The sequence below is a fragment of the Ensifer sp. ENS03 genome, assembly GCF_014852035.1.
GTDB classification, from domain to species: domain Bacteria; phylum Pseudomonadota; class Alphaproteobacteria; order Rhizobiales; family Rhizobiaceae; genus Ensifer; species Ensifer adhaerens.
The window spans coordinates 977,392-998,581 of record NZ_JACVAV010000001.1 but is presented as its reverse complement, the minus strand read 5'-3'; the positions used below and the strand labels follow the sequence as shown (position 1 = coordinate 998,581).

24 protein-coding genes and 1 pseudogene are annotated in these 21,190 nt (G+C 63.8%); 12 read left to right on the top strand and 13 right to left on the bottom strand.

Features of this window, described 5'->3' with window-relative positions; genetic code table 11:
* Positions 1-20: 20 nt before the first annotated feature.
* Positions 21-1,181 carry an MFS transporter gene (locus IB263_RS04875; protein ID WP_060584251.1) on the top strand — a complete coding sequence of 387 codons (1,161 nt, stop codon included), beginning with the start codon at positions 21-23 and terminating at the stop codon, positions 1,179-1,181.
* Here IB263_RS04875 and IB263_RS04870 read toward each other — a convergent pair.
* A complete protein-coding gene (locus IB263_RS04870; protein ID WP_192437779.1) occupies positions 1,178-2,089 on the bottom strand; it encodes a LysR family transcriptional regulator in 912 nt (303 codons plus the stop codon). The genes IB263_RS04875 and IB263_RS04870 overlap by 4 nt on opposite strands.
* Before the next feature lie 108 nt (positions 2,090-2,197).
* On the opposite strand from IB263_RS04870, the gene wrbA reads away from it, so the two are divergent.
* Positions 2,198-2,830, top strand: a complete 633-nt coding sequence (gene wrbA, locus IB263_RS04865; protein WP_034789451.1) for an NAD(P)H:quinone oxidoreductase — start codon at positions 2,198-2,200, stop codon at positions 2,828-2,830.
* A complete protein-coding gene (locus IB263_RS04860; protein ID WP_112770427.1) occupies positions 2,830-4,032 on the top strand; it encodes a CynX/NimT family MFS transporter in 1,203 nt (400 codons plus the stop codon). The genes wrbA and IB263_RS04860 overlap by 1 nt, the downstream gene beginning before the upstream one ends.
* 75 nt (positions 4,033-4,107) lie before the next feature.
* On the opposite strand, the gene IB263_RS04855 is transcribed toward IB263_RS04860, so the two are convergent.
* Entirely contained in the window at positions 4,108-4,500 is a 393-nt protein-coding gene (locus IB263_RS04855) for a hypothetical protein (RefSeq protein WP_034789243.1), read from the bottom strand.
* A 250-nt stretch (positions 4,501-4,750) separates the two neighbouring features.
* Between IB263_RS04855 and IB263_RS04850 the strand changes: the two genes are divergently transcribed.
* Both IB263_RS04850 and IB263_RS04845 read left to right on the top strand, forming a co-directional pair.
* Positions 4,751-6,325: a helicase HerA-like C-terminal domain-containing protein gene (locus IB263_RS04850; protein ID WP_192437777.1), complete on the top strand. Its 1,575-nt coding sequence runs from the start codon at positions 4,751-4,753 to the stop codon at positions 6,323-6,325.
* Positions 6,326-6,405: 80 nt separating this feature from the next.
* Positions 6,406-6,607, top strand: a pseudogene (locus tag IB263_RS04845) (PhnA domain-containing protein).
* 58 nt (positions 6,608-6,665) lie between these two features.
* On the opposite strand, the gene IB263_RS04840 reads toward IB263_RS04845, so the two are convergent.
* On the bottom strand, positions 6,666-6,923 hold the full coding sequence (locus tag IB263_RS04840) for a hypothetical protein (protein ID WP_060516252.1): 258 nt from the start codon (positions 6,921-6,923) through the stop codon (positions 6,666-6,668).
* 138 nt (positions 6,924-7,061) lie between these two features.
* On the opposite strand from IB263_RS04840, the gene IB263_RS04835 reads away from it, so the two are divergent.
* On the top strand, positions 7,062-7,349 hold the full coding sequence (locus tag IB263_RS04835; RefSeq protein WP_060584245.1) for a DUF1236 domain-containing protein: 288 nt from the start codon (positions 7,062-7,064) through the stop codon (positions 7,347-7,349).
* Positions 7,350-7,438: 89 nt separating this feature from the next.
* Here IB263_RS04835 and IB263_RS04830 read toward each other — a convergent pair whose 3' ends face one another.
* Positions 7,439-7,861: an organic hydroperoxide resistance protein gene (locus tag IB263_RS04830; RefSeq protein WP_043610962.1), complete on the bottom strand. Its 423-nt coding sequence runs from the start codon at positions 7,859-7,861 to the stop codon at positions 7,439-7,441.
* Positions 7,862-7,977: 116 nt separating this feature from the next.
* Between IB263_RS04830 and IB263_RS04825 the strand changes: the two genes are divergently transcribed.
* A complete protein-coding gene (locus IB263_RS04825) occupies positions 7,978-8,454 on the top strand; it encodes a MarR family winged helix-turn-helix transcriptional regulator (RefSeq protein WP_090294715.1) in 477 nt (158 codons plus the stop codon).
* 74 nt (positions 8,455-8,528) lie between these two features.
* Here the strand turns inward: IB263_RS04825 and IB263_RS04820 are convergent, their stop codons facing one another.
* The 4 genes from IB263_RS04820 to IB263_RS04805 all read right to left on the bottom strand — a co-directional run bounded on the left by IB263_RS04820 (position 8,529) and on the right by IB263_RS04805 (position 13,828).
* Positions 8,529-9,317, bottom strand: a complete 789-nt coding sequence (locus tag IB263_RS04820; protein ID WP_034789236.1) for a L,D-transpeptidase family protein — start codon at positions 9,315-9,317, stop codon at positions 8,529-8,531.
* A gap of 139 nt (positions 9,318-9,456) precedes the next feature.
* Complete coding sequence (locus IB263_RS04815; RefSeq protein WP_060516255.1) at positions 9,457-11,790, bottom strand: bifunctional diguanylate cyclase/phosphodiesterase; 2,334 nt, start codon at positions 11,788-11,790, stop codon at positions 9,457-9,459.
* A gap of 174 nt (positions 11,791-11,964) precedes the next feature.
* Positions 11,965-13,335: a PepSY domain-containing protein gene (locus tag IB263_RS04810; RefSeq protein ID WP_113187093.1), complete on the bottom strand. Its 1,371-nt coding sequence runs from the start codon at positions 13,333-13,335 to the stop codon at positions 11,965-11,967.
* A 124-nt stretch (positions 13,336-13,459) separates the two neighbouring features.
* On the bottom strand, positions 13,460-13,828 hold the full coding sequence (locus IB263_RS04805) for a hypothetical protein (protein WP_113187075.1): 369 nt from the start codon (positions 13,826-13,828) through the stop codon (positions 13,460-13,462).
* A 197-nt stretch (positions 13,829-14,025) separates the two neighbouring features.
* On the opposite strand from IB263_RS04805, the gene IB263_RS04800 reads away from it, so the two are divergent.
* Positions 14,026-14,688 (top strand): glutathione S-transferase family protein, encoded by a 663-nt coding sequence (locus IB263_RS04800; protein ID WP_090294718.1) that lies wholly within the window; start codon positions 14,026-14,028, stop codon positions 14,686-14,688.
* Positions 14,689-14,716: 28 nt separating this feature from the next.
* On the opposite strand, the gene IB263_RS04795 is transcribed toward IB263_RS04800, so the two are convergent.
* Complete coding sequence (locus tag IB263_RS04795; RefSeq protein WP_192437775.1) at positions 14,717-15,655, bottom strand: LysR substrate-binding domain-containing protein; 939 nt, start codon at positions 15,653-15,655, stop codon at positions 14,717-14,719.
* 89 nt (positions 15,656-15,744) lie between these two features.
* Between IB263_RS04795 and IB263_RS04790 the strand changes: the two genes are divergently transcribed.
* The gene (locus tag IB263_RS04790) at positions 15,745-15,939 is read left to right on the top strand and encodes a hypothetical protein (protein WP_034789229.1); all 195 of its coding nucleotides are present in this window, start codon (positions 15,745-15,747) and stop codon (positions 15,937-15,939) included.
* Between the two features lie 40 nt (positions 15,940-15,979).
* Complete coding sequence (locus IB263_RS04785) at positions 15,980-16,360, top strand: MmcQ/YjbR family DNA-binding protein (RefSeq protein ID WP_112975660.1); 381 nt, start codon at positions 15,980-15,982, stop codon at positions 16,358-16,360.
* Here the strand turns inward: IB263_RS04785 and IB263_RS04780 are convergent.
* Positions 16,336-16,926 carry a dihydrofolate reductase family protein gene (locus tag IB263_RS04780; RefSeq protein WP_246810956.1) on the bottom strand — a complete coding sequence of 197 codons (591 nt, stop codon included), beginning with the start codon at positions 16,924-16,926 and terminating at the stop codon, positions 16,336-16,338. The two genes, IB263_RS04785 and IB263_RS04780, sit on opposite strands and share 25 nt — an antisense overlap.
* Before the next feature lie 165 nt (positions 16,927-17,091).
* Between IB263_RS04780 and IB263_RS04775 the strand changes: the two genes are divergently transcribed.
* The gene (locus IB263_RS04775) at positions 17,092-17,997 is read left to right on the top strand and encodes a bestrophin family protein (RefSeq protein ID WP_060516261.1); all 906 of its coding nucleotides are present in this window, start codon (positions 17,092-17,094) and stop codon (positions 17,995-17,997) included.
* A 17-nt stretch (positions 17,998-18,014) separates the two neighbouring features.
* Here IB263_RS04775 and IB263_RS04770 read toward each other — a convergent pair whose 3' ends face one another.
* A complete protein-coding gene (locus IB263_RS04770; protein ID WP_192437773.1) occupies positions 18,015-18,635 on the bottom strand; it encodes a glutathione S-transferase family protein in 621 nt (206 codons plus the stop codon).
* 262 nt (positions 18,636-18,897) lie between these two features.
* Positions 18,898-19,269 (bottom strand): DUF4406 domain-containing protein, encoded by a 372-nt coding sequence (locus tag IB263_RS04765; protein ID WP_113293406.1) that lies wholly within the window; start codon positions 19,267-19,269, stop codon positions 18,898-18,900.
* A gap of 92 nt (positions 19,270-19,361) precedes the next feature.
* Here IB263_RS04765 and IB263_RS04760 point away from each other — a divergent pair, with 92 nt between their 5' ends.
* Entirely contained in the window at positions 19,362-20,114 is a 753-nt protein-coding gene (locus IB263_RS04760) for a DeoR/GlpR family DNA-binding transcription regulator (RefSeq protein ID WP_192437770.1), read from the top strand.
* Between the two features lie 63 nt (positions 20,115-20,177).
* On the opposite strand, the gene IB263_RS04755 is transcribed toward IB263_RS04760, so the two are convergent.
* Positions 20,178-21,185, bottom strand: coding sequence for an asparaginase (locus tag IB263_RS04755; RefSeq protein WP_192437768.1), 1,008 nt, complete (start codon positions 21,183-21,185; stop codon positions 20,178-20,180).
* Between the last annotated feature and the right edge of the window lie 5 nt (positions 21,186-21,190).

The following is a 21,190-nucleotide window of genomic DNA, read 5'->3' as shown; positions in this document are numbered from 1 at the left end:
CGGATCGTAGGGAGGGGGCGATGTCGTTGCACGAGGCACAGGCGAGCGATTTTGCTCCCGACTGGCCGGCGATTATCGCCGTCGTTCTCGGTGTCACCGCCTTCTCGGTGGCGCAGGGTCTCACCTATCCGCTGATCTCGCTTTCGCTTGAGAGCCGCGGCGTTTCGGCCGGCATGATCGGCCTCAATGCCATGGGCTTTGCCGCCGGTCTCGGTGTTGCGACGCTTATTCTCGGGCGGCTGACGCGGCTCGCCTCGGCCGACAAGCTGATCATCGCCAGCCTCATCGGCTGTTCCATCTGTCTCGCGACACTTGCCTCGACGTCGGAACTCGTCATCTGGTTTATCGCCCGCTTTGCCCTGGGTTTCTTCGTCAGCATGGTCTTCATGCTTGGTGAAGCGTGGCTGAACACCGCCTGCCCGGACCGGCTGCGCGGCCGCGTCTCCGGCCTCTATGGCGCCGGCATGTGCGGCGGCTTTGCGGCCGGTCCGCTGGCGATCCCGTTGCTCGGCACCAGCGGCGGTCTCGGCTTTGCCCTCTTGGCGATCTATATCGCACTCGTCGCCTTCCTCACGGGGCTGCTGACCATGGGCGCCCGCACCCGGCCCGAGCCGTCCTCGACGCGGGACCTCTTCGCCTTTTTCGGGAAGGCGCCGATGCTGATCCTCATGGTGCTGATGTTCGGATTTGCCGATATCGCCGCGATCTCGGCGATGCCGGTCTATTTCGTCAAGACCGGCCACAGCCAGGCCTTTGCCGCGCTGAGCGTAACGGCGCTGGCGATACCGACAGCTGTGGCACAGCCTTTCATCGGCGTGCTTCTCGACCGCCTGCCGCGCCGCCGGGTGGCGATCTCGGCGGCCGCGATCGCTGCCAGCGGCTATCTGCTCGTGCCGTTGCTGTCGTCCGATATCGCTCTGCTTCTGACCTTCGCCTTCATCGGCGCGGCGAGCTTCGCGCTCTATACGGCGGCGCTCACCATGCTCGGGGAAGAGTATCGCGGCAGCATGCTGGTTGCCGGCAGTGCCGCCTTTTCGCTCGCCTATGCCGCCGGCAGCGCGGCTGGATCCGGCGCGACCGGCGCGCTGATGAACTTTATCAACCCGATCGCTGGCCCGATCGGCGTGGGCGTCGTGCTGGTGGTCTTCACGCTTGCCTTCGCGCTCAACGGCCGACGCTAGCCCTCCGCGCAGATCCGGGCGAGAGCCTCGCTGAAGATGCGGGCGGCCGGCCCGAGCGGCTCGTCGATCCGATGAACGAGATAGGCTTCGGACCCCACCTGGCTGTTGCGGCCAAGGGCGGCCGTCGGCATGCGCACGAGCCGGCCTTCCGCAAGGTCGCGCTCCACCTGCCAGAACGGCAATCGACCCCAGCCGAGGCCCGAGCGGATCATCGCATGCTTTGTGTCCTGGCTGCTGACACGGCAGGTTTGCGGCGAGAGCACGCCGTAGTCGCGCCCGACCGTGCGCTGCGACTGATCCGACAGGACGATCTGCAGATGGTCCGCAAGCTCGGCATTGTCGAGCACGTCTCCCCCTGCGCGCAGCCCCAAGGGATGATTTGCGGCTACGACCGCGACGAGTTCGACCGTCGCAAGCGCCCGACGGGCGATCGCCGGGTCGCGGAAATCTTCGCCGACAGTGATGCCGAGCGTGAAGCGGCGATCGACCAGGCCGTCGAGCGGCCCACCGAGCGGCAGGACCGCAAGCCGGATCGACACATCCGGATAGGCGCCGCGCATCTCCTTCAGCGCCAGGCCGACGGTCTCGATCGGAAACAGCGTATCGACGACCAGAGAAAGCTCAAGCTCGATGCCTTCGCCGAGCCCGCGTGCCCGGGCGCGCATCGCGTCCACCCGCAACAGGATGTCGCGCGCATTGGCGAGCAGCGCATGCCCTTCCGCCGTCAGGACCGGCCGGTGGCCGGACCGGTCGAAAAGGCCGACCCCCAGTTCGGCCTCCATGTTGGCGATGGCGTGGCTGACGGCCGATTGCACCCGTGAGAGCCTGACGGCGCCGGCGCGGAAGCTTCCGCTTTCGGCGACGGTCACGAAGGTCCGCATCTGATCGAGAGTAAGGGCATCGAGCATGATCGATTCCATAGATCATCTTGATGAAAATTATATCACTCCAAGAGATCGAGAAAAGCACCCATCTTTTCTGTGAACGGCAATGCCGCCCACAAAAAGGAAACCGAAATGACCAAGGTGCTCGTGCTCTACTATTCCTCCTACGGCCACATCGAGACTATGGCGAACGCCGTCGCCGAGGGTGCGCGCACCGCCGGCGCCACCGTCGCGCTCAAGCGCGTGCCGGAAATCGTCCCGGAAGCCGTGGCCGTCAAGGCCGGCTACAAGCGCAACCACGATGCACCGGTGGCAACCGTCGCCGAACTGCCCGACTATGACGCGATCATCATCGGCACGCCGACACGCTTCGGCAACATGGCCGCCCAGATGAAGAACTTTCTCGACCAGGCGGGTGGGATCTGGGCACGCGATGCCCTGGTCGGGCGTATCGGCAGCGTTTTTACCTCGACCGGAAGCCAGCATGGCGGCCAGGAATCGACGATACTCGCCACGCATACCGTACTGCTGCATCTCGGAATGGTGATCACCGGCCTTCCCTACAGCTTCAAAGGCCAGATGCGCATGGACGAAATCACCGGCGGATCACCCTACGGCGCCTCGACGCTGGCCGATGACGGCAACGGCGGCGACCGGCAGCCGAGCGCCAACGAACTGGAAGGCGCACGCTTCCAGGGGCGCCACGTGGCGGAACTGGCGGCAGCGCTGGTTGCCGGACGCACCCGCGTTGGGGAGATCGCCTGATGGCCACGGCCGCAGCCTTTGTTCGCGAAAGAACCGATTGGTCGGGCGTGATGACCGTTGTTGCGGCCGGCGTGGTCGCGGCGATGCAGGTGGGCAAGGGGCTGATTGCAGGCCCGCTGCTTCAATCCGATCTTGGGCTCAACCTTTCTGCCCTCGGCTGGATCACCTCCGTCTTCGCAGTCGTTGGCGTCGTCGGGGGCATGGCAGCCGGCGCGTTCGTCACTGCTGCCGGCGACCGGCGCCTGCTTGGCATCGGCATGGCACTGCTGGCGTTCGGTTCCTTTGCCGGCGCGGCGAGCCCAGCATTCACGCTGCTTCTGCTGTCGCGCATCATCGAGGGCTTCGGCTTTCTGCTTGTCGTCGTCGCCGGCCCCGCCATCCTCATGCGCCTGGTGACGCAAGAGCGCAGCGACCTCGTCTTTGCGCTCTGGAGCTGTTTCATGCCCGCGGGCATGGCGATCGCCATGCTGACCGGGCCCGCCTTTGCCGGTTGGCAGGCGATCTGGTGGAGCAACGGGCTGCTCACGCTTGCGAGCCTCGCCTCCATCTTTCTGGCAGTGTCGCCATCCCGGCAAACGCCCCGTGTCGCCACCCGCTTCCGGGATGATGCCGCGGAAACGCTGACGAGCCGCGGGCCCGTGCTGCTCTTCGCGCTGTTTTCGCTCTACAGCCTGATGAGCTTCACGCTTTCCAGCTTTCTGCCGATCCTGCTGATCGAGCGCCTGCAGGTCTCGCTTGGAACCGTTGGCCTGTTGAGCGCCGTCATCACGCTGGTGAACGTCTTCGGCAATCTGGCCGCCGGCCATCTTCTGTCCCGCGGCTTCGCCCGCGGCAGGCTGGTCGCAAGCGCCGCGTTGCTGACCGGCGTGTCCGGCCTTTGGATCTTCCTGAGCCCATCAGGCGGACATCTGATCCTGGCGCTCTGCATCCTGTTTTCCGCGATCGGCGGGCTCATTCCGGCGACGCTGATCTCATCGGTGCCGCTCCTGTCGCCACGTCCGGCGCTTGCGCCGATGGCGATGGGCCTGCTGATGCAGGGCAGCAATCTCGGGCAACTCGTCGGCCCCGTCGCGGTCGGAACCGCGATCGAGTTCTACGGATGGACATCGGGTGCGGCTTTTATCGGCGCCAGTGCCGTTCTTTGCATCGGGCTGACGCCCACACTCGAACGGACGCTACGGGAAAGCAGGCCGGAACGCTGACAGGGGCCGCAGGCAACAAAAAACCCACCGGCAGACGCCGGTGGGCTTCGCTTTTTTACGTTCGGGTCGCCGGTATCAGACGAACTGGCTGAGACCCGGAACCGAAGCGACGACTTCGTCGACCACGTCTGCGCCGGCCTTCTCCTTGGCGAACGCGATGGTTTCCTTTGCAAGTCCGGTGATTTCACCCATGCCGAGGCCCTGGCTCATCAGCTGCTGGCCGAGCGCCATGACGCCGCCACCACCGATTGCCGACATCAGACCGCCGAGCAGGCCGCCGCCGCCCGTGCCTTCGCCGTTGTACTGAGCGATCAGTTCGGACGCGCCCGGGATCGCTTCAATCATCTGGGCAACCGGACCGTCGGCGGCTTCGCGCTGCAGGAAGCCGAGGATCATGCCGACAGCCTTTTCGGCGGTTGCCGGCTCGATGCCGACATTTTCAGCAACGCGCGTGACCAGTTCATTCATGGAGAAACTCCCTCATTTTGGATTTTTGACGTTGACGTCAAGGTAAATGATCGCCCACCAAATAACAAGCCGTGAGCCGTGACTATCGATCCGTCGATATCGCCGCATTCCGGTCGCGGATGGGCACAGCCTTGTTGCCGGGCGCAACCGCACCACCTATAACAGAAATCCAGGCACATTTCGATGACGGCGCGCCCCTGCGACACTGCGAACCGCCCGCTTTCATTGATGAAACGGAGATGAAGCCCACATGCTGGAAGAAGGCAAGCTCTTTATCGGCACCAGCCGCAAGCCTGATGATTCGATCAACAAGGGCGAGTATCTGGAGCTCAAGTTCGGCAATCGCCACGGCCTGGTCACCGGCGCCACCGGCACCGGCAAGACGATCACCCTGCAGGTGCTTGCCGAAGGCTTTTCCAACGCTGGCGTCCCGGTCTTCTGCGCCGACGTCAAGGGCGACCTCTCCGGCATCGGCGCGATCGGCGAGGCCAAGGATTTCATCCTGAAGCGTGCCGAACAGATCGGCCTGCCGACCAATCCTTACGAGTTTCAGGAATTCCCGGTCATCTTCTGGGATATCTACGGCGAGAAGGGCCATCGCGTTCGCACCACCATGTCGGAGATGGGCCCGCTGCTCCTGTCGCGGCTTATGAACGCGACCGACGCGCAGGAAGGCGTGCTCAACATCGCCTTCAAGATCGCCGATGAGGGCGGACTGCCGCTGCTCGACCTCAAGGATCTGCAGGCGCTGCTCAACTACATGGGCGACAATGCCAGCACGCTTTCCAATCAGTTCGGTTTCATTTCCAAGTCCTCGGTCGGCTCGCTTCAGCGCGAGCTGCTGATCCTCGAACAGCAGGGCGCCGAACATTTCTTCGGCGAGCCGGCGCTGAAGATTTCCGACATCATGCGCACCACCAATGACGGCCGCGGCGCGATCTCGGTGCTGGCGGCCGACAAGCTGATGATGAACCCGCGGCTCTACGCCACCTTCCTGCTCTGGCTGCTGTCGGAACTGTTCGAGGAGCTGCCGGAAGTGGGCGACCCGGACAAGCCGAAGCTGGTCTTCTTCTTCGACGAGGCGCATCTGCTCTTCAACGACGCGCCGAAGGCACTGATCGAGCGCGTTGAACAGGTCGTGCGCCTCATCCGCTCCAAGGGCGTTGGCGTCTATTTCGTCACCCAGAACCCGCTCGACGTGCCCGACACGGTTCTCGGTCAGCTCGGAAACCGCGTTCAGCACGCGCTGCGCGCCTATACGCCGCGCGACCAGAAGGCGGTGAAGACCGCCGCCGACACCTTCCGCCCGAACCCGGATTTCGACTGCGCCACGGTGATCACCAATCTCGGCACCGGCGAGGCTCTGGTCTCCACGCTCGAAGGCAAGGGCGCGCCCTCGATGGTCGAGCGTACGCTGGTGCGACCGCCACAGTCCCGCGTCGGTCCCCTGACGGAGGCCGAACGGAAGAAGGTCATGGACGTCAGCCCGGTCCGTGAGCTTTACGATGAGGATTTCGACCGTGAATCGGCCTACGAAATTCTGGCAGCGCGCGCCAAAAAGGCAGCCGACGCACAGGCCGAGGCACAGTCTCAGGCCGAGCAGCAGACGAGCGAGGCGAACACCGGCGGCAGCCGCTGGACGCTGCCGGGCTTTGGCGACGACGATCAGGCGGCACCGGCCGGCAAGCAGGCGCGCCCGCGCAGCTCCGGCTACCAGCGCGAGACGGTCGTCGAAGCGGCGATGAAATCGGTCGCCCGCACAGTCGCGACCCAGGTCGGCCGCGCCCTGGTGCGCGGCATCCTCGGCAGCCTTAGCCGACGCTAACCACGACCGGCCGACGCGGCCCATCCATTCCCACGCGCCCTGACCAAATCAGGGCGCGTCGTCATTTCTGGAACATCCGCATGGATGTGAAGGATTCAATCGGCGCCATCCTCAAGGACGGCGACAACGTCACCCTGATCAGAGACCTGAAAGGCAAGGGAACCGCGACGACGCTGAAGCGCGGGACGATGGTCAAGCGCATCCTCCCCCGATGAAGTCGAGTGCCGCGTCGAAAAGACCAAGGGTCGGGTGATGCGCACCGAATTTCTGAAGAAGGCTTAAGGCCCGCGCGGGATGCCGGAACGGCACGGCGAAATGACTCGACGGCCCGCCGTGCCGATCAATGCCGTGTCTTGTCAATGCCGTGTGTTGGGGAGGGTGAAGCGCTCAAGCGGCGCCCGCTCACCGCAACGGCGGCCCGCTGGGTGGCGGCGTATTCGTCCGTCAACTCCAGCAGAGCCAAGGCGATCTCGTCCCAATGCCACCCTACCCGCTCGGCGAGATCCGTCAGCAGTTGGAACTCCTCGCGCAATGCGGTCGCGCATTCGAGCTCTCGCTGCGCAAGCGCGCAGGTTCTGGTTTTCGGCCTGGCGATCATCCTATTTTACCTCCTGCTCATCAACTCCTCAGCCCGAGCATAGGTTCCAGCAGCTCCCAGTCGAAGCATAGGTTCCCGCGCCGCGGCAGGGGAACCAATCGGTCGCCGGACCGTTGGCTAGGGACAGGAGGTACTGTCATGAAGAAAATCATCCTAGCCGGTTTTGTGGCAAGCCTTGCCTTTTCCGGCGTCGCCCTGGCTCAGACCACGACGGTCATCGTTCCCGGCGAGGTCAAAACCTACGTCCTTCAGCAAACCAGCCCATCCGTGACCTATGACGGCACTGTCGTCGTGGGCGAACCCCTGCCCGACACGGTCGAGGTCTACCCGATCCCGCAGCAACCGACCTACGGCTATGTCGTCGTCAACCAGCAAAGGGTGCTGGTTGATCCGCAGAGCAGGCGGGTCATCGAGGTTCTGCAGTAGACCGGCACAACATGCCTGAAAAAAGAAGCCCGACGGAGACCGCCGGGCTTCTTTCAACAGGGGATCTGAGAGAACTCAATCTGAGAAACTCAGGCGACGGTCAGCTTGACGTCGATGTTGCCCTTGGTTGCATGGCTGTAGGGGCAAACGATATGCGCCTTCTGGACGAGATCTTCGAGCACGGCCTTGTCGACGCCCGGCGAAGAGATTTCGAGCGCAGCGTCGATGCCGAAGCCGGTGCCATCCTCGCGCGGACCGATGCCGACGGTTCCCGTCACCGTGGTGTCTTCCGGAAGCTTTACCTTCTCCTTGCCGGCAACGAATTTCAGCGCGCCGAGGAAGCAGGCCGAGTAGCCGGCTGCAAAGAGCTGCTCGGGATTGGTGCCGCGGGCGCCGTCGCCGCCAAGTTCCTTCGGAACGGTGAGTGTGACGTCGAGCACGCCGTCGGCGCTTTTGGCCTGGCCGGCGCGGCCACCGGTTGCGGATGCAGTGGTGCGGTAAAGAATGGGCATTGGCGGGGTCTCCTTTGCGTTTCCTGAGTGAATGCGATTTAGATAGCGCAAAATTCAATTGTACGCAAATTAATTTTGCAAATTGCATTCCGAGCGTCTTTTTGCGACAATGGCGCATGGCGAACAAGGCGGCACATAGCGACACCATTCCCGAGGAAGCACTCGCGCTCGGCAAGCAGCTGTGTTTTGCGGTCTACTCTGCGGCGCATGCATTCAACCGCGCCTACAAGCCGCTGCTCGATCGTTTCGGCCTCACCTATCCCCAATATCTCGTGCTCCTGGCGCTCTGGCAACAGGACGAGATGACGGTCAAGCGGATCGGCGAGGAGATCGGTCTGGACTCAGGCACGTTGTCGCCGCTTCTCAAGCGCCTGGAGGCAGCCGGTTATGTCGGTCGCCAGCGCGACCCGAGCGACGAACGTCAGGTGATCGTGCGGCTGACGGACAAGGGCCAGGACCTGAAAAACGAGGCTTTCGGCATCCTGATCGGCATCAGCAGGGCCTCGGGATGCAGCCTGAAGCAAGCAGAAGACATTCGCGAGACGCTGCATCAGCTGACGCGGCAGCTCAATGCCGGCCCCGGCGAGGATTGACCGACCTGCCTTCCGCTAGACGCGGTGGGGGCTGTGCAGAAACGTGAGGGGCGGATATCCGCCCCTGCCCGTCATCAGATAACGAGGATCGGCGCCTTGCCGCGGACGCGGTCGTAGAGATCCATGACGTCCTGGTTGAGCATGCGCACGCAGCCCGACGAGACCGCCTTGCCGATCGACTTCCATTCCGGCGTGCCGTGAACGCGGTAAAGCGTGTCCTGGCCGTTCTGGAAGATGTAGAGCGCGCGCGAACCAAGCGGATTGTTGAGGCCCGGGGCCATACCGCCGTTCTGGGCCGAATAGGGCTTTAGCTGTGGCTGGCGGGCGACCATGCTGTCCGGCGGGGTCCAGCGCGGCCACTTCTGTTTCCACTGGATGACGCCGCGACCCGACCAGGCAAAACCCTCGCGACCGAGGCCGACGCCGTAACGCAGCGCCCGGCCACCCGGCTGGATGAGATAGAGGTAGCGGTCGCCGGTATCGACGACGATCGTGCCCGGCTGCTCGCCGAAGGGATCGCTGACCTCCTGGCGGTAGAAGCGCGCGTCGATCTGGCGATAGGGAATTTCCGGCACCTGATAGCCACTGTCGCTCACAGAGGCATAGATGTCCGAGACATAGAGGCCCTGCGGCGGAAGACCGGTTGGAACTGGCCCTGGGCCATCCTGCCTTTCATAGATGCCTTCGGCGCGCGGATCGGTAAACCGTCCCTCGACCGCTGGATTGCGGAACACCGGCGCCGTCTCATAGCGAAAGACATCCGTGTTCATCGACGAAGTGCAGCTCGCAAGACCGGCGGAGGCGAGCGCCACGCCGGACGAGCGAAGAAACTGGCGACGGGAGAAAAGGACTGAAGAGGACATCGAACTCTGGGGGCTTGAGTGCGGCATGAGGAGTGCTGCATGAATTTGCTTAACGAAATGCTACGCACAGCCCCCACGGATTGGGGCGATGCTTGCATTTACGGCTGGAACGAAGCTTGCGTCGCGAGGGTGGCAGGGCTCAAACGCTGTGGATACTGAACCGCGGCTGCAGCATCAGCGCCTCGAAATCCGGAGCCGAGAGCGGCCGGCTGAAGAAGTAGCCCTGAATTTCGTCGCAACCGCTCTGGCGCAGGAATTCCACCTGGGCCTGGTTTTCCACACCCTCGGCAATGACACGAAGGCCGAGGTTCCGCGCAAGCGAAATGATCGCGGCGGTGATCGCGTTGTCGTCGAGATCCGTCGGAATGTCGGCGACGAAGGACCGGTCGATCTTCAGTCGGCGCACCGGGAAGCGCTTGAGCGCGCTCAAACTCGAATAGCCGGTGCCGAAATCATCGATCGCCAGGTGCACCCCGATCGCCTGCAGCTCGTGCATGGTGGCGATCGCGCCAGGGACATCCTGCATGATCAGGCTCTCGGTCAGTTCCAGTTCGAGGCAGAACGGGTCAAGCCCGGTCTCTGCGAGAATTGCCGCGACATGGGCGGCCCAGTTGCGCTCACGGAACTGGCGCGCCGAAACGTTGACACTGATGATCAGCGGCGGCAGGCCGGCATCCTGCCAGGCCCTGGCCTGGCGGCAGGCCGCGCGCAGCACCCAGTCGCCGATCGGCACGATCAGCCCGGTTTCTTCGGCGAGCGGAATGAACGCCGCCGGCGAGACCGTGCCGCGTTCGGGGTGGCGCCAGCGCAGCAAGGCTTCGGCCGCGAAAACGCGGCCAGTCGCCAGATTCATCTGCGGCTGGAACTGCAGGAAGAACTCTTGCCGCGCGAGCGCCTGGCGCAGCTCCTCCTGCTGCTTGAGCTTCTCATGCGCCTTGGCGGCCATCTCTTCGGTGAAGACCTGCAGGTTGTTGCGGCCGAGCTCCTTGGCCCGGTACATCGCCATGTCGGCATTGGCGAGCAGTTCGCCGACCGTCTTGCCCTGATTGGGAAAACAGGCGACCCCCATGCTGCAGGTGACCTGCAGGCTGCGGCCCTCGATCTGCATCGGCGCGGCGATCGCTCGCCGGATATCCTCGAGCCGAGCCAGCACGATATCGCGCTCGCAGGGAAGCCCGTTCAAAAGCAGGATGAATTCATCGCCGCCGACCCGCACGACCATGTCGGACTTGCGCACCGAAGCGCGCATGCGCGAGGCCGTGACCTTCAAGAGTTCGTCGCCGGCGGCGTGGCCGAGCGTATCGTTGACCAGCTTGAAATTGTCGAGATCGAGGAAGGCGAGCACCGCCCACTGGCCGCTGCCGCGCAGGGCTTCCAGCGCCTCGGCGACCTGTTCCTCGAACTGTGCGCGGTTGGGCAGACCGGTCAGCGCGTCGTGGTGCGCCATGAAGCTGATGCGATCTTCCGCCTGCTTGCGCTCGATCGCGATGCCGGCGAGATGCGCCGCCATGGCGATCAGTTCCTTTTGTCCGTCGTCGGGCACGCCGACGACATCGGAATAGAGCGCGAAGGTGCCGAGCACCTTGCGCTCACGCGAATGGATCGGGGTCGACCAACAGGAGCGGAAGCCGTAGGGAAGCACCAGCTCGCGATAATCGTCCCAGAGCGGATCGACCTGAATATCCGAGACGATCACCTGCTCGCCGCGCCAGGCGGCCGTGCCGCAGGAGCCCATGCGCGGGCCGATCTCGACGCCGTGGATGGTCGCGCAATAGGCCTCGTCGAGGCTTGGCGCTGCGCCGTGGAAGAGATAGCGGCCATCGGGCGACAGCAGCAGCACCGAGCCCTTGATGCCCGGCATCAAGGCTTCGATCAACAGGATCATGTCGCGGAAGAAGGCGTCGAGCGGCCGGCCGTTGGCGATCATCTCAAGCAGGCGCGCCTGCCCTTCGAGCAGCCGCTCGGCCGCCTTGCGGTCGGAGATGTCACGCGAAACGCCGACGATGCCGACGATCTTGCCGCTCTTGTTGCGCAGCGGCACCTTGGAGGTCATCAGCCAGCGATCGCGGCCCTTGCTAACGATGGCCCGTTCCTCGATGCCGAAGATCGGCTCGCCGGTTTCGATGACGCGACGCTCAATGTCGGCAATCGCCTTGGCCATCTGCGGCGGATGGAGATCGAAATCGGTCTTGCCGACGATATCCTTCATGGCTTCGAGCCCGTTGTCGGCAACCGTCACCTGATTGGCGATCAGGAACCGCCCCTCCACATCCTTGGCGTAGATGTAGTCCGGCACGTGGTTGATGATCGTCTCCAACCAGTAGTGGCGATCGGCGATATCGGGTTCGCTCGGAAAGATGCGCGCGACCTCCTCGGCCAGCCGATTGCTGGCGTCGATCAGGCGGCGCGTTTCCGCGTTGCCGCCGGCATTGAGAGCGGCATATCGCGGATTGCGGGACGTGTTCTTCGCCAAGCAAGGCCTCCCGACGCTCTTCGCCGCGTCGCTGGTCGATCTTTCCCCACTTCACGTTAGACGAGCAAGAGTTAGCTCTTCCTAAATAACTGTAGAAAAATCGTGTAGAGGTTGCAACGGTCAAGTTGCAAGAGGCGATAGAAGGGGTGGATGACGCCACCCCTTAATGCCCGTTCAGGACAACCGTCGGCGCACCGGTGCAACGCGCATCAGCAATTGATCGACGATCACCATGACGACGATCGCGATGCCCGTCAACGGAAACGCCAGCCCGAAGACAATGGCCATGAGCCACAAGCCCACATAGACGCTGCGCCGCGGCGGCATCGGGGGCACGCCGATGCGTCCCGCCGGGCGCCGCTTCCACCACATGATGACGGCGGAAAGGGAAACGAGCACGATAGAAATGCAGGCGGCCAGCATCAGGAGCTGGTTGAAGCGCCCCCATTCCTGCCCCTTGTGCACGTTGATGCTCCATTCGATGGCCTTGCCGAACGCCGGGTAATCGCCAAAGGAAATGTCGACGAGCGGCTTGCCGGAATATTGATCGATATGGATCGTGCGCTCCCGCGCAAGGTCGGCGGGAAAGATGGCGGCCGTATAGACGGCAGTCTCGTCGAGCGGGATCGCGAGCTCGTAGCCGGGCAGCATGCCCTCAGCATCCGCGATCGCGACGGCGCGATCGATCCCGATCGGCTCGCCCGCGCCACCGCTGGACGCCGGAACCGGCGCGTTTTCCATCAGCCAATTGGCCCTGGGCAGCACGTCGGTCGACACCTTGCTGGAGGTCGGGACCTCATCCCAAAGCGCTGCCGGATAGCCGAGCCCCATCGCCGTCAGCTTGCCGTTGACCGTTGCACCCCAATAGCCGGACCACAGAAGCCCGGAGAAGGCGAGAAAGACGATCAGCAGGCCGGCGCCGATACCGGTCACCGCATGGAGATCGCGCCAGAACACCCGGCGTGCCGGCGTGCCGCGCACGGTCAACACACCGCCGGTCTGCTGGCGCGGCCACCAGAGATAGATGCCGGTGAAGACCAACAGGATGGCAAAGCCCGCAACGATCTCGATGATTGTTTCGACCGACTTGCCGAAATAATCGAGGCTGTGCAGGTCCTCGACCACCTGGTTGAACTCCTCCGATGGCGCGACCCGGTCGAGGATCGAGCCGGTGTAGGGATCGACGAAGACCAGCATGCGCGCCTTGCCGATGCCGACGGTGACGCGTGCGGAGCGATCCGCACCGGCCGGCGTGCGATAGGACACGGCAGCGCTGCCCGGCACGGACTCCACCGCCGTCGCGACGATCGCCGAGGGCGACATCCGTTCGGCGCCCACTGGCACGACGTTGCGGTAGGCAAAGACGGTATCGTCGATCTCGTCGTTGAACAGATAAAGCCCCCCGGTCAGCGCCAGGCTGATCATAAAGGGGATGACGAGCAGGCCGGCAAAGAAGTGCCAGCGCCAGATGGCACGGTAGAGCGAGATGCCGCGCTCTGTGGCCGCGGGGCTGTCCACGGCATTGGTGAAGGATGCGGTTGTCATGGTTTTCTCCGGGAAGGACCGTTTGCACGGCTTCGCCTCTTGGTGATCGGGACGACCGCCGATCACGGCAATGCGCGTCGAAGAGCGACGCCCCAAGGCCAATCAGCTGTCGTTCAAGCGCGTATCAGGCGGAGAAAACCGTTGGTGGCGCCCTTGGCCCTGCTCCGGTTAAGAGCACCGAGCGAACGAAACCGAAATCGCCGGCCGGAACGGAAAGCGGGCGCGCGCGGGCTTGCGACGGCAAGACGATCGGGTAAGGCGCCGGCAGGTCGGCGGGCGCAACCAGGCAGCAGGACTGGCAGCCGTGGCCCTTCGTGCCACCTTTTCCATCGGGATCGTCGTGGCCAGAGAGGCAAAGATCGGCAAGGCTGCCATCCGGGAGGACGTAGGCGATCGCATCCGGCGACCGCGGCATGGCGGCGGCCGGTTGCTGGATCAAGGCCGAAACGACGAGGACCAGCGCGCAAAGCATGCGCGCCGCCAAGTTCGTCAACCGATCCCCTAAAAGCCTTGCCAAACGCATCCCCAAATCGACGTGCGACAGCTAAAGATCTGCGTCCGCAAACGCAAGTCGGCAAAGCGCCGCACGGACCATCAAAAGATTTCATGTGTGCTATCAGCGCCGCCCGCTTCCGTCACTCCCGGTGCTTGCCTAAGACAGGCGACAACACAGGACGGGAGGAACACGGCATGCTGACGATCTATGGGGTTTATCGCTCGCGCGCATCGCGCAATTACTGGATGGCGCGGGAACTCGGCATCCCTTTCCAATCGGTACCGGTCATCCAGGCACGCCGCGTCGCCGATCCGTTGGCTGCTGATGCGCCGATCAACACCAAGTCGCTCGCCTTCCTCGCCGTCAATCCGATGGGGCTGATCCCGGCGATCGAGGATGATGGCGTGGTGCTGACGGAATCGCTTGCCAACAATCTCTATCTCGCGCGCAAGTATGGCGGCCCACTGGCGCCTGCCGATATCGCCGAGGAAGGCTTGATCGGCAACTGGACGATGTGGGCGGCGACCGAGGTCGAGCCGCACACCGTCGAGATCATCCTGACCTACGACTACGGCGCCGAGAACACGGATGAAGGCAAGGCGATGATCGCCAGATGCGTGACGTCGCTCGACAAGGTCTTTGCCCGCATGGAAAGCCACCTCGACGGACGCGACTATCTCGTCGGCGATCGCTTCACCGTCGCCGACCTCAATCTTGCGGAGGTCTTCCGCTACGCCATGAGCCAGACGCAGCTGTTCGACAAGCATCCGCGGGTTTCGGCCTGGCTTGCCCGTTGCCATGCCCGCCCGGCCTTCAAGGCTATGATGGAAGAACGCCTGAAAGAACTGGCGGACTGAGCGGTCAATAAGGGGGGCCTCCCTGCGATCAGCCCATGGTCGCCGCGTCGAAGCGAACGCGCGGCGCCTTGATGTCGAGCAGGCGCATGCCCTCCTCCACCTCATCACGAACCCAGCGCTTGAATGCCTTGGCGGCCTTGCTTTCGCGCCGTGACGGCGCGCTGACGAAGTAGTGGCCGAAGCCCGTCGGCACCCTGATGCCGAACGGTACCACAAGGCTGCCCTGCGCGATCGCAAAGCCGGCGAGTGTCTGCCAGGCGAGCATCACCCCCTGGCCGGAGATCGCGGCATCGAGCACCAGCGACGCCTCATTGAAGGTGTGGCGCACGTTCACTTCCGCGCCCGAGAGCCCGACTTCGCGGAGCCACACCTCCCAGCTGAACATCGAATGGCCGTCAATAACAGCGGGCAGTTTTAGAATATCTGCAGGCTTCCGCAGCCCTTCGGCCATGGCCGGCGAACAGACCGGAAAAACCTCCTGCTGCAACAGCGGCTCGGATTTCACGCCCGGCCACTCGCCCGTACCAACGCGAATGCCGACATCCACATCCGACGTGTCGAGATTGACGAGCTTTGTCGTCGCGTCGATGCGCAGGCGAATGTCGGGATGCCGTTCGGCAAAACGGTTGAGCCGATAGACCAGCCAGCGGGCGGCAAAGACCGGCGCGACCGAGATGGTCAGCACCGACTCGTCGCGGCGGCGCGCTGAAGCCACGGCCTCTGCCAGCTCGTGAAAGGCGTTGCTGATGCGCGCGAGGAAGCGCTCGCCGAAATCGGTGGGCACGAGGCCGCGCGGGGTGCGCTCGAACAACACGCGGCCGAGCTGGGCCTCCGCCTTGGCAATCTGCTGGCTGACGGCGCCAGGGGTCACGCCCAATTCTTCCGCCGCGGCGGCCAGCGATGCCAGCCTGCCGACAGCCTCGACGGCGCGCAGCCCGTTCAAATGTACCGTGTTCAGATCTCTCATATAGTTTTTCTAAACACGATCTCTGCCATTCTCAATTGAAAAGATGACAGGACAGGCGGATCATCCAAGCATCGAAAGGATGGTCCGCCATGTTTAGGCTTCTCTCGAAACTGACGCCGCTCAAAACATCCGACGACCGAAAGGACGATGCGCCGCTCGCCTGGGCGCGCGATCCGCTGCAGCATCCGGATCTCGAACGGATGGATGGGCGCGAACTCGGTGACCTGCCCTTCCCGGGCTGGCCGTGGCCACGCACGGCGGAGTGCACCGGCAGCCGCCTCTAGGACCTGCGGCTTTGAAGCTGCACTGTGATATGCTGGCCGGATGAGCGACGATCTCGAGCGCAACTTCATCCGTGTCGTCAGGCTGGCGGAGGCCGCAGGCCTGCCCGAAGTGACGATCGGCACGTCCTACGGTACGCCGGCGCTGCTGGTGAAAGACAAGAGTTTTGTGCGCATGAAGGATGGCGAGACGCTGGTCGTCATGTGCGCGCTCGAAGAAAAGGAAATGCTGCTGGAGCTCGACCCGGGGCTCTACTTTCAAACGGATCACTACAAGGGCTGGCCCGCTATGCTGGTGCGGCTTTCGGAAATCGACGACCAAAGCCTAACCGGGCGGCTGGTTGCCGCCTGGCGCGAGAAGGCGCCAAGGCGGCTCGCCGCGAGCTTCCTCGAGCCAGGTCAGGCTCTGCCGCCGACCTTGTAGACCAGGCAGACCTTGCCACCATCCAGTCGCTTCACGTTATCGAGCTGCACATGATGGCGCTCCGCCACGGTGTCGAACAGCGCCTTGCCCTTGCCGACCACGAGCGGGTGGATGGTGAGACGCAGTTCGTCGATCAGGCCGTGGTCCATCAGGCTCGACACCGTGCGCGCGCCGCCGACGACATAGATGGTTCGGCCCGGCGCCTGCCTGAGCGTCTCGATTTCGGAGACGTCGCGCACGATCCTGGCGTTTTCCCATTCGACGTCGGAACGGGTTTTCGAGAGGACATAATGCGGCGTGCCAAGCGCAAAGTCCGCATATTCGATTTCTTCGGGCGTCGGCAACTGGCCGGTGAACTCCAGCGGCGCATGCGGGTCGCGCTTGATCGCGCTCCAATACTGCTCGTAGCCCGAATACATGCCGTTCCCGAGGACGCAGGCGTCGATCTCGGGCAGGAGGTCGAACGTATCCGACCAGGAATCGACCCAGTCCGTATAGCCATCCGGCCCGTCGATCAGACCGTCGATGGACATCTGCATGCCTGCAACCACCTTGCGCATCGTCATTGTCTCCCTGTTGGCGTTACACGCCAAGGACGCGCGGCAGACAGGAAGCCCGACATCCCAGGCAAAATAATCCTGGCTACGCGGGGGACGTCGCCCAACGGACGGCTCTTCCATTTCCAAGCCAGCGCCTATACCGGTTAAGCGAACAGCCGGACAGGTATTTCCATGATCGTTCGCAACCGCCCCACCCTTTTGAAACTCTTCTTCATCCTCCGGGGTTCGGTCATCCAGCGGATCTTTCCGCAAGTGCTGTTCGTCTTTGCGCTCTCCGCTTTCGTCGTCTGGGCGCACCGCGTCGATCCCGGCCTGGTGCCGAGCGTCAGCAGCGGCCCCTTCGCGTTGCTCGGCATCGCGCTCTCCGTGTTTCTCGGCTTCCGCAACAATGCCTGCTACGACCGCTGGTGGGAGGCGCGGAAGGACTGGGGACAGTTGATCTTCACCGCACGCGACCTCGCCCGCCAGACGCTGATCCTTGCCGGAACCGAGCGGCAGCGCCTGCTCGACATCACGATCGCCTTTGGCCACGCGCTGGTCTGCCATCTGCGGCCGGGAAGCGATGTCGGTAGACCGCTAGCGCGGCTGCCGACAGATCTCGTTGCCGGCTACAAGGCAAGCCGCAACGGACCGGACTTTCTGCTGCGCGAAATGGGCGGCATTCTCGCCGGACTGCACGGAACCGGCACGATCAGCGACTTTCAGTGGGCGCAGCTGGATGGCACGCTCGGCAAGATGTCGGCCATGCTTGCGGCCTGCGAGCGGATCCGCAACACCCCCGTGCCGTTCGGCTATACGCTGCTCCTGCACCGCACCGCCTATCTCTTCTGCTTTCTGCTGCCCTTCGGCTTTGCCGATGCGCTCGGCTGGGCGACGCCCTTCGTCACCGCGCTTGTCGCATACACCTTCTTCGGCCTCGACGCGCTCGGCGACGAGCTGGAGGAGCCGTTCGGCGTGTTGCCGAACGACTTGCCGATCGTTGCGCTTGCCGAGACCATCGAAATCAACCTGCGCGAGGCGCTGGGCGAGACCAACCTTCCACCTCTACCGCAGCCGAAGAACTACATCCTGATGTAGCCGCAACTGCCGAGGCGTCAGACCTTCAGCATCGCCAGCACCCGGGCGACGGCTGGACGTGCGGTCATGCGGTTGCGATGATCGACGATTTTTGGGAAGCGCGCGGGATCCACACCGTCCGACTCGATCCAGCCGGCGACGGTGAAGAGATAGGGATCGGCGATCGAATAGCTGTCGCCAAAAACGAACGGCCCTTCGAACATCTTGCTTTCTATCAGTTCGTAGCAGGCGGTCATGTTGGAGGCGACCTTGGCCTTCATCGCCTCATGCGCGGCCGGATCGTCGGCCCAGCGTGCGCCGCGGCGGCCATGGGCGTGGGCAATATGCACCGTCGAGCAGAGGTAATTCAGAAACGACTGCAACTGCGCGAAGGCGAAGGCGTCGTTCGCCGGAGCGAGCTTCGCAGCCGGAAAGGCCTGCGCGATATAGGTCAGGATTGCCGGCGTTTCGGTGATGACACCCCTGTCGGTCAGGAGTGCGGGGACCCGCGCCTTCGGGTTCACCGCGAGATAGTCGGGCTTGGTCTGCTCGGCTGTCGAAAAATCGACACGGCGCGCCTCGTATTCGGCGCCCGCTTCTTCCAGCGCGATATGCGAAGCCAGTGAACAGGTTGCGGGGGCGTAGAACAGTTTCAACACTTTGAGCTCTCCTCTGCGATCATGCGGACCGGTTGACGTGATGTCGATGGACCGAACCGGTTCTGTCAGTTCCTGTGGATCGATGCGGCATGCGCGCGGAGAACCGCGCGCTTCCTGCCCGTGTCGCTCCAAAGCAAAGACCGGCCGCAGAAGAAAGGAAGTCACCCCGATTGACAAGCAGAAGTGGCAAGGCGCCGCAGATCGCTGCCGTCCGCCGTCGTTTAGGGATGCCCGGCAGGCTACAACTGCCGGGCCTGCACGTTCACGCGACCAGCGGCCCGCTGCAGCCGGGTACGTCCTCCAGGCGATAATAGACGGGAATGCCACGCTCGCGGGCAATGCGCACGTCGTTATCGGCCCCCTTGCTGTCGCCCGGCAGGCGCAGAACGGCCTCGCAAAGCGCCAGCAACCGGCCCGCTACAGGATGAAAAATCTCCTCATAGAGATCGTCGCCGATCCGCGCGCCGCCAGCCGCATGCCAGACCGGCAGCGCCACCCACTCGCCGATGACAGGCACGTGGCCTGCCTTGAACAGCGCATAGGACGGCTCTTCCAGCCGCTTCAGGTTGGCGGCCATTTTCGCCGGGTCGTCCCCGGTTCCCGAACGATAGGGGCCTGCGATCAAGATCAGCATTTTTCTCTCCCGAGATGCTATGAACGATCCAGATTATTCTGGAATAATCGTGATATTTCGTGCAATATCGTGAAGAGTCAAGGAGACATTTCATGCTGACGATACAGAGGCGGGCTTTGATTTCGGCGCGGCTGGCGCGAGATGGCGAGGTCGTCGCCAAGAGCATGGCTGACGAGTTGAACCTGTCCGAGGACACGATCCGGCGCGATCTGCGCGAAATGGCGGCGGAGGGACTGCTGAAGCGCGTGCACGGCGGCGCGCTGCCTCTGGTGCCGCCGCTGCCCAGCTTTGCGGCGCGTCAGGAGATCGCCGGCGACGTCAAACGCCGGCTCGGACAAAAGGCGGCTGCGATGATCGAAGCCGGTCAGACAATCTTTCTCGATGGCGGCACGAGCAATGCAGAGATTGCCCGGGCGCTGCCGCGCGACATGCGGCTGACCGTCGTCACCCACAGCCCGACGATCGCCGCCGAACTCGAGCGCCACGAAGCGGAGGTTATCCTGATCGGCGGGCGGCTCTACAAGCATTCGATGGTCGCGACGGGAGCAGCAGCGCTTGCAGCGATTGCCGGCATCCGAGCCGACCTGTTCTTCCTCGGCGTCACCGCCATTCACCCGGCCCACGGTGTTTCAACCGGCGACTTCGAGGAGGCGGCCGTCAAGCGGGCGATCCTCGGCCAGGCCGCGGAAACCTACGTGCTCGCAACGGTGGAAAAATTCGATGCGGTCTCGCCGCACCACGTGGCCGCGATCCCCGAGCTCTCGGGCTTCATCGTTCCCAACGAGATCAGCGACGACATGCTCGCCCCTTATGACGGCACGGACATTGCGATCATCGGCGCTTGATGGCGCACTGCGCCGACAGCGGAACGTCGGGAAAGTGAGCGGGCCGAGATGGCCCGCCACAGTTCAGGCGGCGAAAGCGTCGGTCACTCTGACGTCGCCGACATGGATGCCGTTCCAGTTGTGCATGGAATGGTTGGCCTGCGCCGTCAGCGCCGCGTGCAGCTCGGGCTCGTCCCTGAAGAAGCGGGCAAGCGTTGCCGCGACCATGGCTTCGGCAGCCCGGGTCGTACCGTCTTCGCACTTCAAAGCGATCGCGATGCCTTTTTCCGGAATGGCGGCGCAGAACACACCTTCCGCCCCGGTCTTGGCAAAGATGCGGCCGGGCGCCGTCTTCATCAGCCGCGTGCAGGCGCGCTTGGTGCCAGCAACGAAGAAGGGTTCGGCCATGCAGGCCTCGATCAGCCGCCGCGAGACGCGGGCGCGCTCGGCTTCAAGGCCGACGCCGGTCGCCATCTTCGCGAAACCGTGTGCGAGCCCCTTCAGCGGCACCGCATAGGTCGGGATCGAGCAGCCGTCGACGCCGCAATTGTCCTTGGCAAGGATCGCGCCCGTCAGGCTTTCCATAGCGCCGCGGATTTCGCGCTGCAGCGGATGGTCGTAGCCGACATAACCCTTCACCTCCGTGCCCGAATGGCAGCAGGCACAGATGAAGCCGGAATGTTTGCCGGAGCAATTGTTGTGCAGCGCCGTCGGCGCTTCCAGGCTGCGGGCCTGGCCGATCAGGGTCTTCTGGTCGGACGACCAATGGGCGCCGCATTCGAGCGCCGAGACATCGCGGCCGGCGGCGGCCAGCATCTTGGCGGCCAGTTCCACATGTTCCGGCTCACCGGAATGGGACGAACAGGCAAGCGCCAGTTCCCGGTTGCCGAAGCCGTAGGCGTCGGCCGCGCCGCTTTCCATCAGCGGCAGCGCCTGCATCGCCTTGCAGGCCGAGCGCGGGAAGACGGCGCTGTCGGTTTCGCCCAGCGAGAAGACGGTCCGGCCGTCGCCGTCGACGGCAATGACCACGCCGCGGTGGCGGCTTTCGACGAGGTTTCCGCGGGTAACTTCGACGAGAACGGGATTTGACATGCCTT

What these genes read in the sequence shown, in the direction of transcription:
- IB263_RS04765 (WP_113293406.1), bottom strand. Translation starts at nt 19,269, where the DNA reads ATGCTGATCTTGATCGCAGGCCCCTATCGTTCGGGAACCGGGGACGAC.
- IB263_RS04870 (WP_192437779.1), bottom strand. Translation starts at nt 2,089, where the DNA reads ATGCTCGATGCCCTTACTCTCGATCAGATGCGGACCTTCGTGACCGTC.
- IB263_RS04820 (WP_034789236.1), bottom strand. Translation starts at nt 9,317, where the DNA reads ATGTCCTCTTCAGTCCTTTTCTCCCGTCGCCAGTTTCTTCGCTCGTCC.
- IB263_RS04810 (WP_113187093.1), bottom strand. Translation starts at nt 13,335, where the DNA reads ATGACAACCGCATCCTTCACCAATGCCGTGGACAGCCCCGCGGCCACA.
- IB263_RS04760 (WP_192437770.1), top strand. Translation starts at nt 19,362, where the DNA reads ATGCTGACGATACAGAGGCGGGCTTTGATTTCGGCGCGGCTGGCGCGA.
- IB263_RS04835 (WP_060584245.1), top strand. Translation starts at nt 7,062, where the DNA reads ATGAAGAAAATCATCCTAGCCGGTTTTGTGGCAAGCCTTGCCTTTTCC.
- IB263_RS04875 (WP_060584251.1), top strand. Translation starts at nt 21, where the DNA reads ATGTCGTTGCACGAGGCACAGGCGAGCGATTTTGCTCCCGACTGGCCG.
- IB263_RS04775 (WP_060516261.1), top strand. Translation starts at nt 17,092, where the DNA reads ATGATCGTTCGCAACCGCCCCACCCTTTTGAAACTCTTCTTCATCCTC.
- IB263_RS04855 (WP_034789243.1), bottom strand. Translation starts at nt 4,500, where the DNA reads ATGAATGAACTGGTCACGCGCGTTGCTGAAAATGTCGGCATCGAGCCG.
- IB263_RS04825 (WP_090294715.1), top strand. Translation starts at nt 7,978, where the DNA reads ATGGCGAACAAGGCGGCACATAGCGACACCATTCCCGAGGAAGCACTC.
- IB263_RS04790 (WP_034789229.1), top strand. Translation starts at nt 15,745, where the DNA reads ATGTTTAGGCTTCTCTCGAAACTGACGCCGCTCAAAACATCCGACGAC.
- IB263_RS04830 (WP_043610962.1), bottom strand. Translation starts at nt 7,861, where the DNA reads ATGCCCATTCTTTACCGCACCACTGCATCCGCAACCGGTGGCCGCGCC.
- IB263_RS04755 (WP_192437768.1), bottom strand. Translation starts at nt 21,185, where the DNA reads ATGTCAAATCCCGTTCTCGTCGAAGTTACCCGCGGAAACCTCGTCGAA.
- IB263_RS04850 (WP_192437777.1), top strand. Translation starts at nt 4,751, where the DNA reads ATGCTGGAAGAAGGCAAGCTCTTTATCGGCACCAGCCGCAAGCCTGAT.
- IB263_RS04800 (WP_090294718.1), top strand. Translation starts at nt 14,026, where the DNA reads ATGCTGACGATCTATGGGGTTTATCGCTCGCGCGCATCGCGCAATTAC.
- wrbA (WP_034789451.1), top strand. Translation starts at nt 2,198, where the DNA reads ATGACCAAGGTGCTCGTGCTCTACTATTCCTCCTACGGCCACATCGAG.
- IB263_RS04840 (WP_060516252.1), bottom strand. Translation starts at nt 6,923, where the DNA reads ATGATCGCCAGGCCGAAAACCAGAACCTGCGCGCTTGCGCAGCGAGAG.
- IB263_RS04785 (WP_112975660.1), top strand. Translation starts at nt 15,980, where the DNA reads ATGAGCGACGATCTCGAGCGCAACTTCATCCGTGTCGTCAGGCTGGCG.
- IB263_RS04860 (WP_112770427.1), top strand. Translation starts at nt 2,830, where the DNA reads ATGGCCACGGCCGCAGCCTTTGTTCGCGAAAGAACCGATTGGTCGGGC.
- IB263_RS04780 (WP_246810956.1), bottom strand. Translation starts at nt 16,926, where the DNA reads ATGACGATGCGCAAGGTGGTTGCAGGCATGCAGATGTCCATCGACGGT.
- IB263_RS04795 (WP_192437775.1), bottom strand. Translation starts at nt 15,655, where the DNA reads ATGAGAGATCTGAACACGGTACATTTGAACGGGCTGCGCGCCGTCGAG.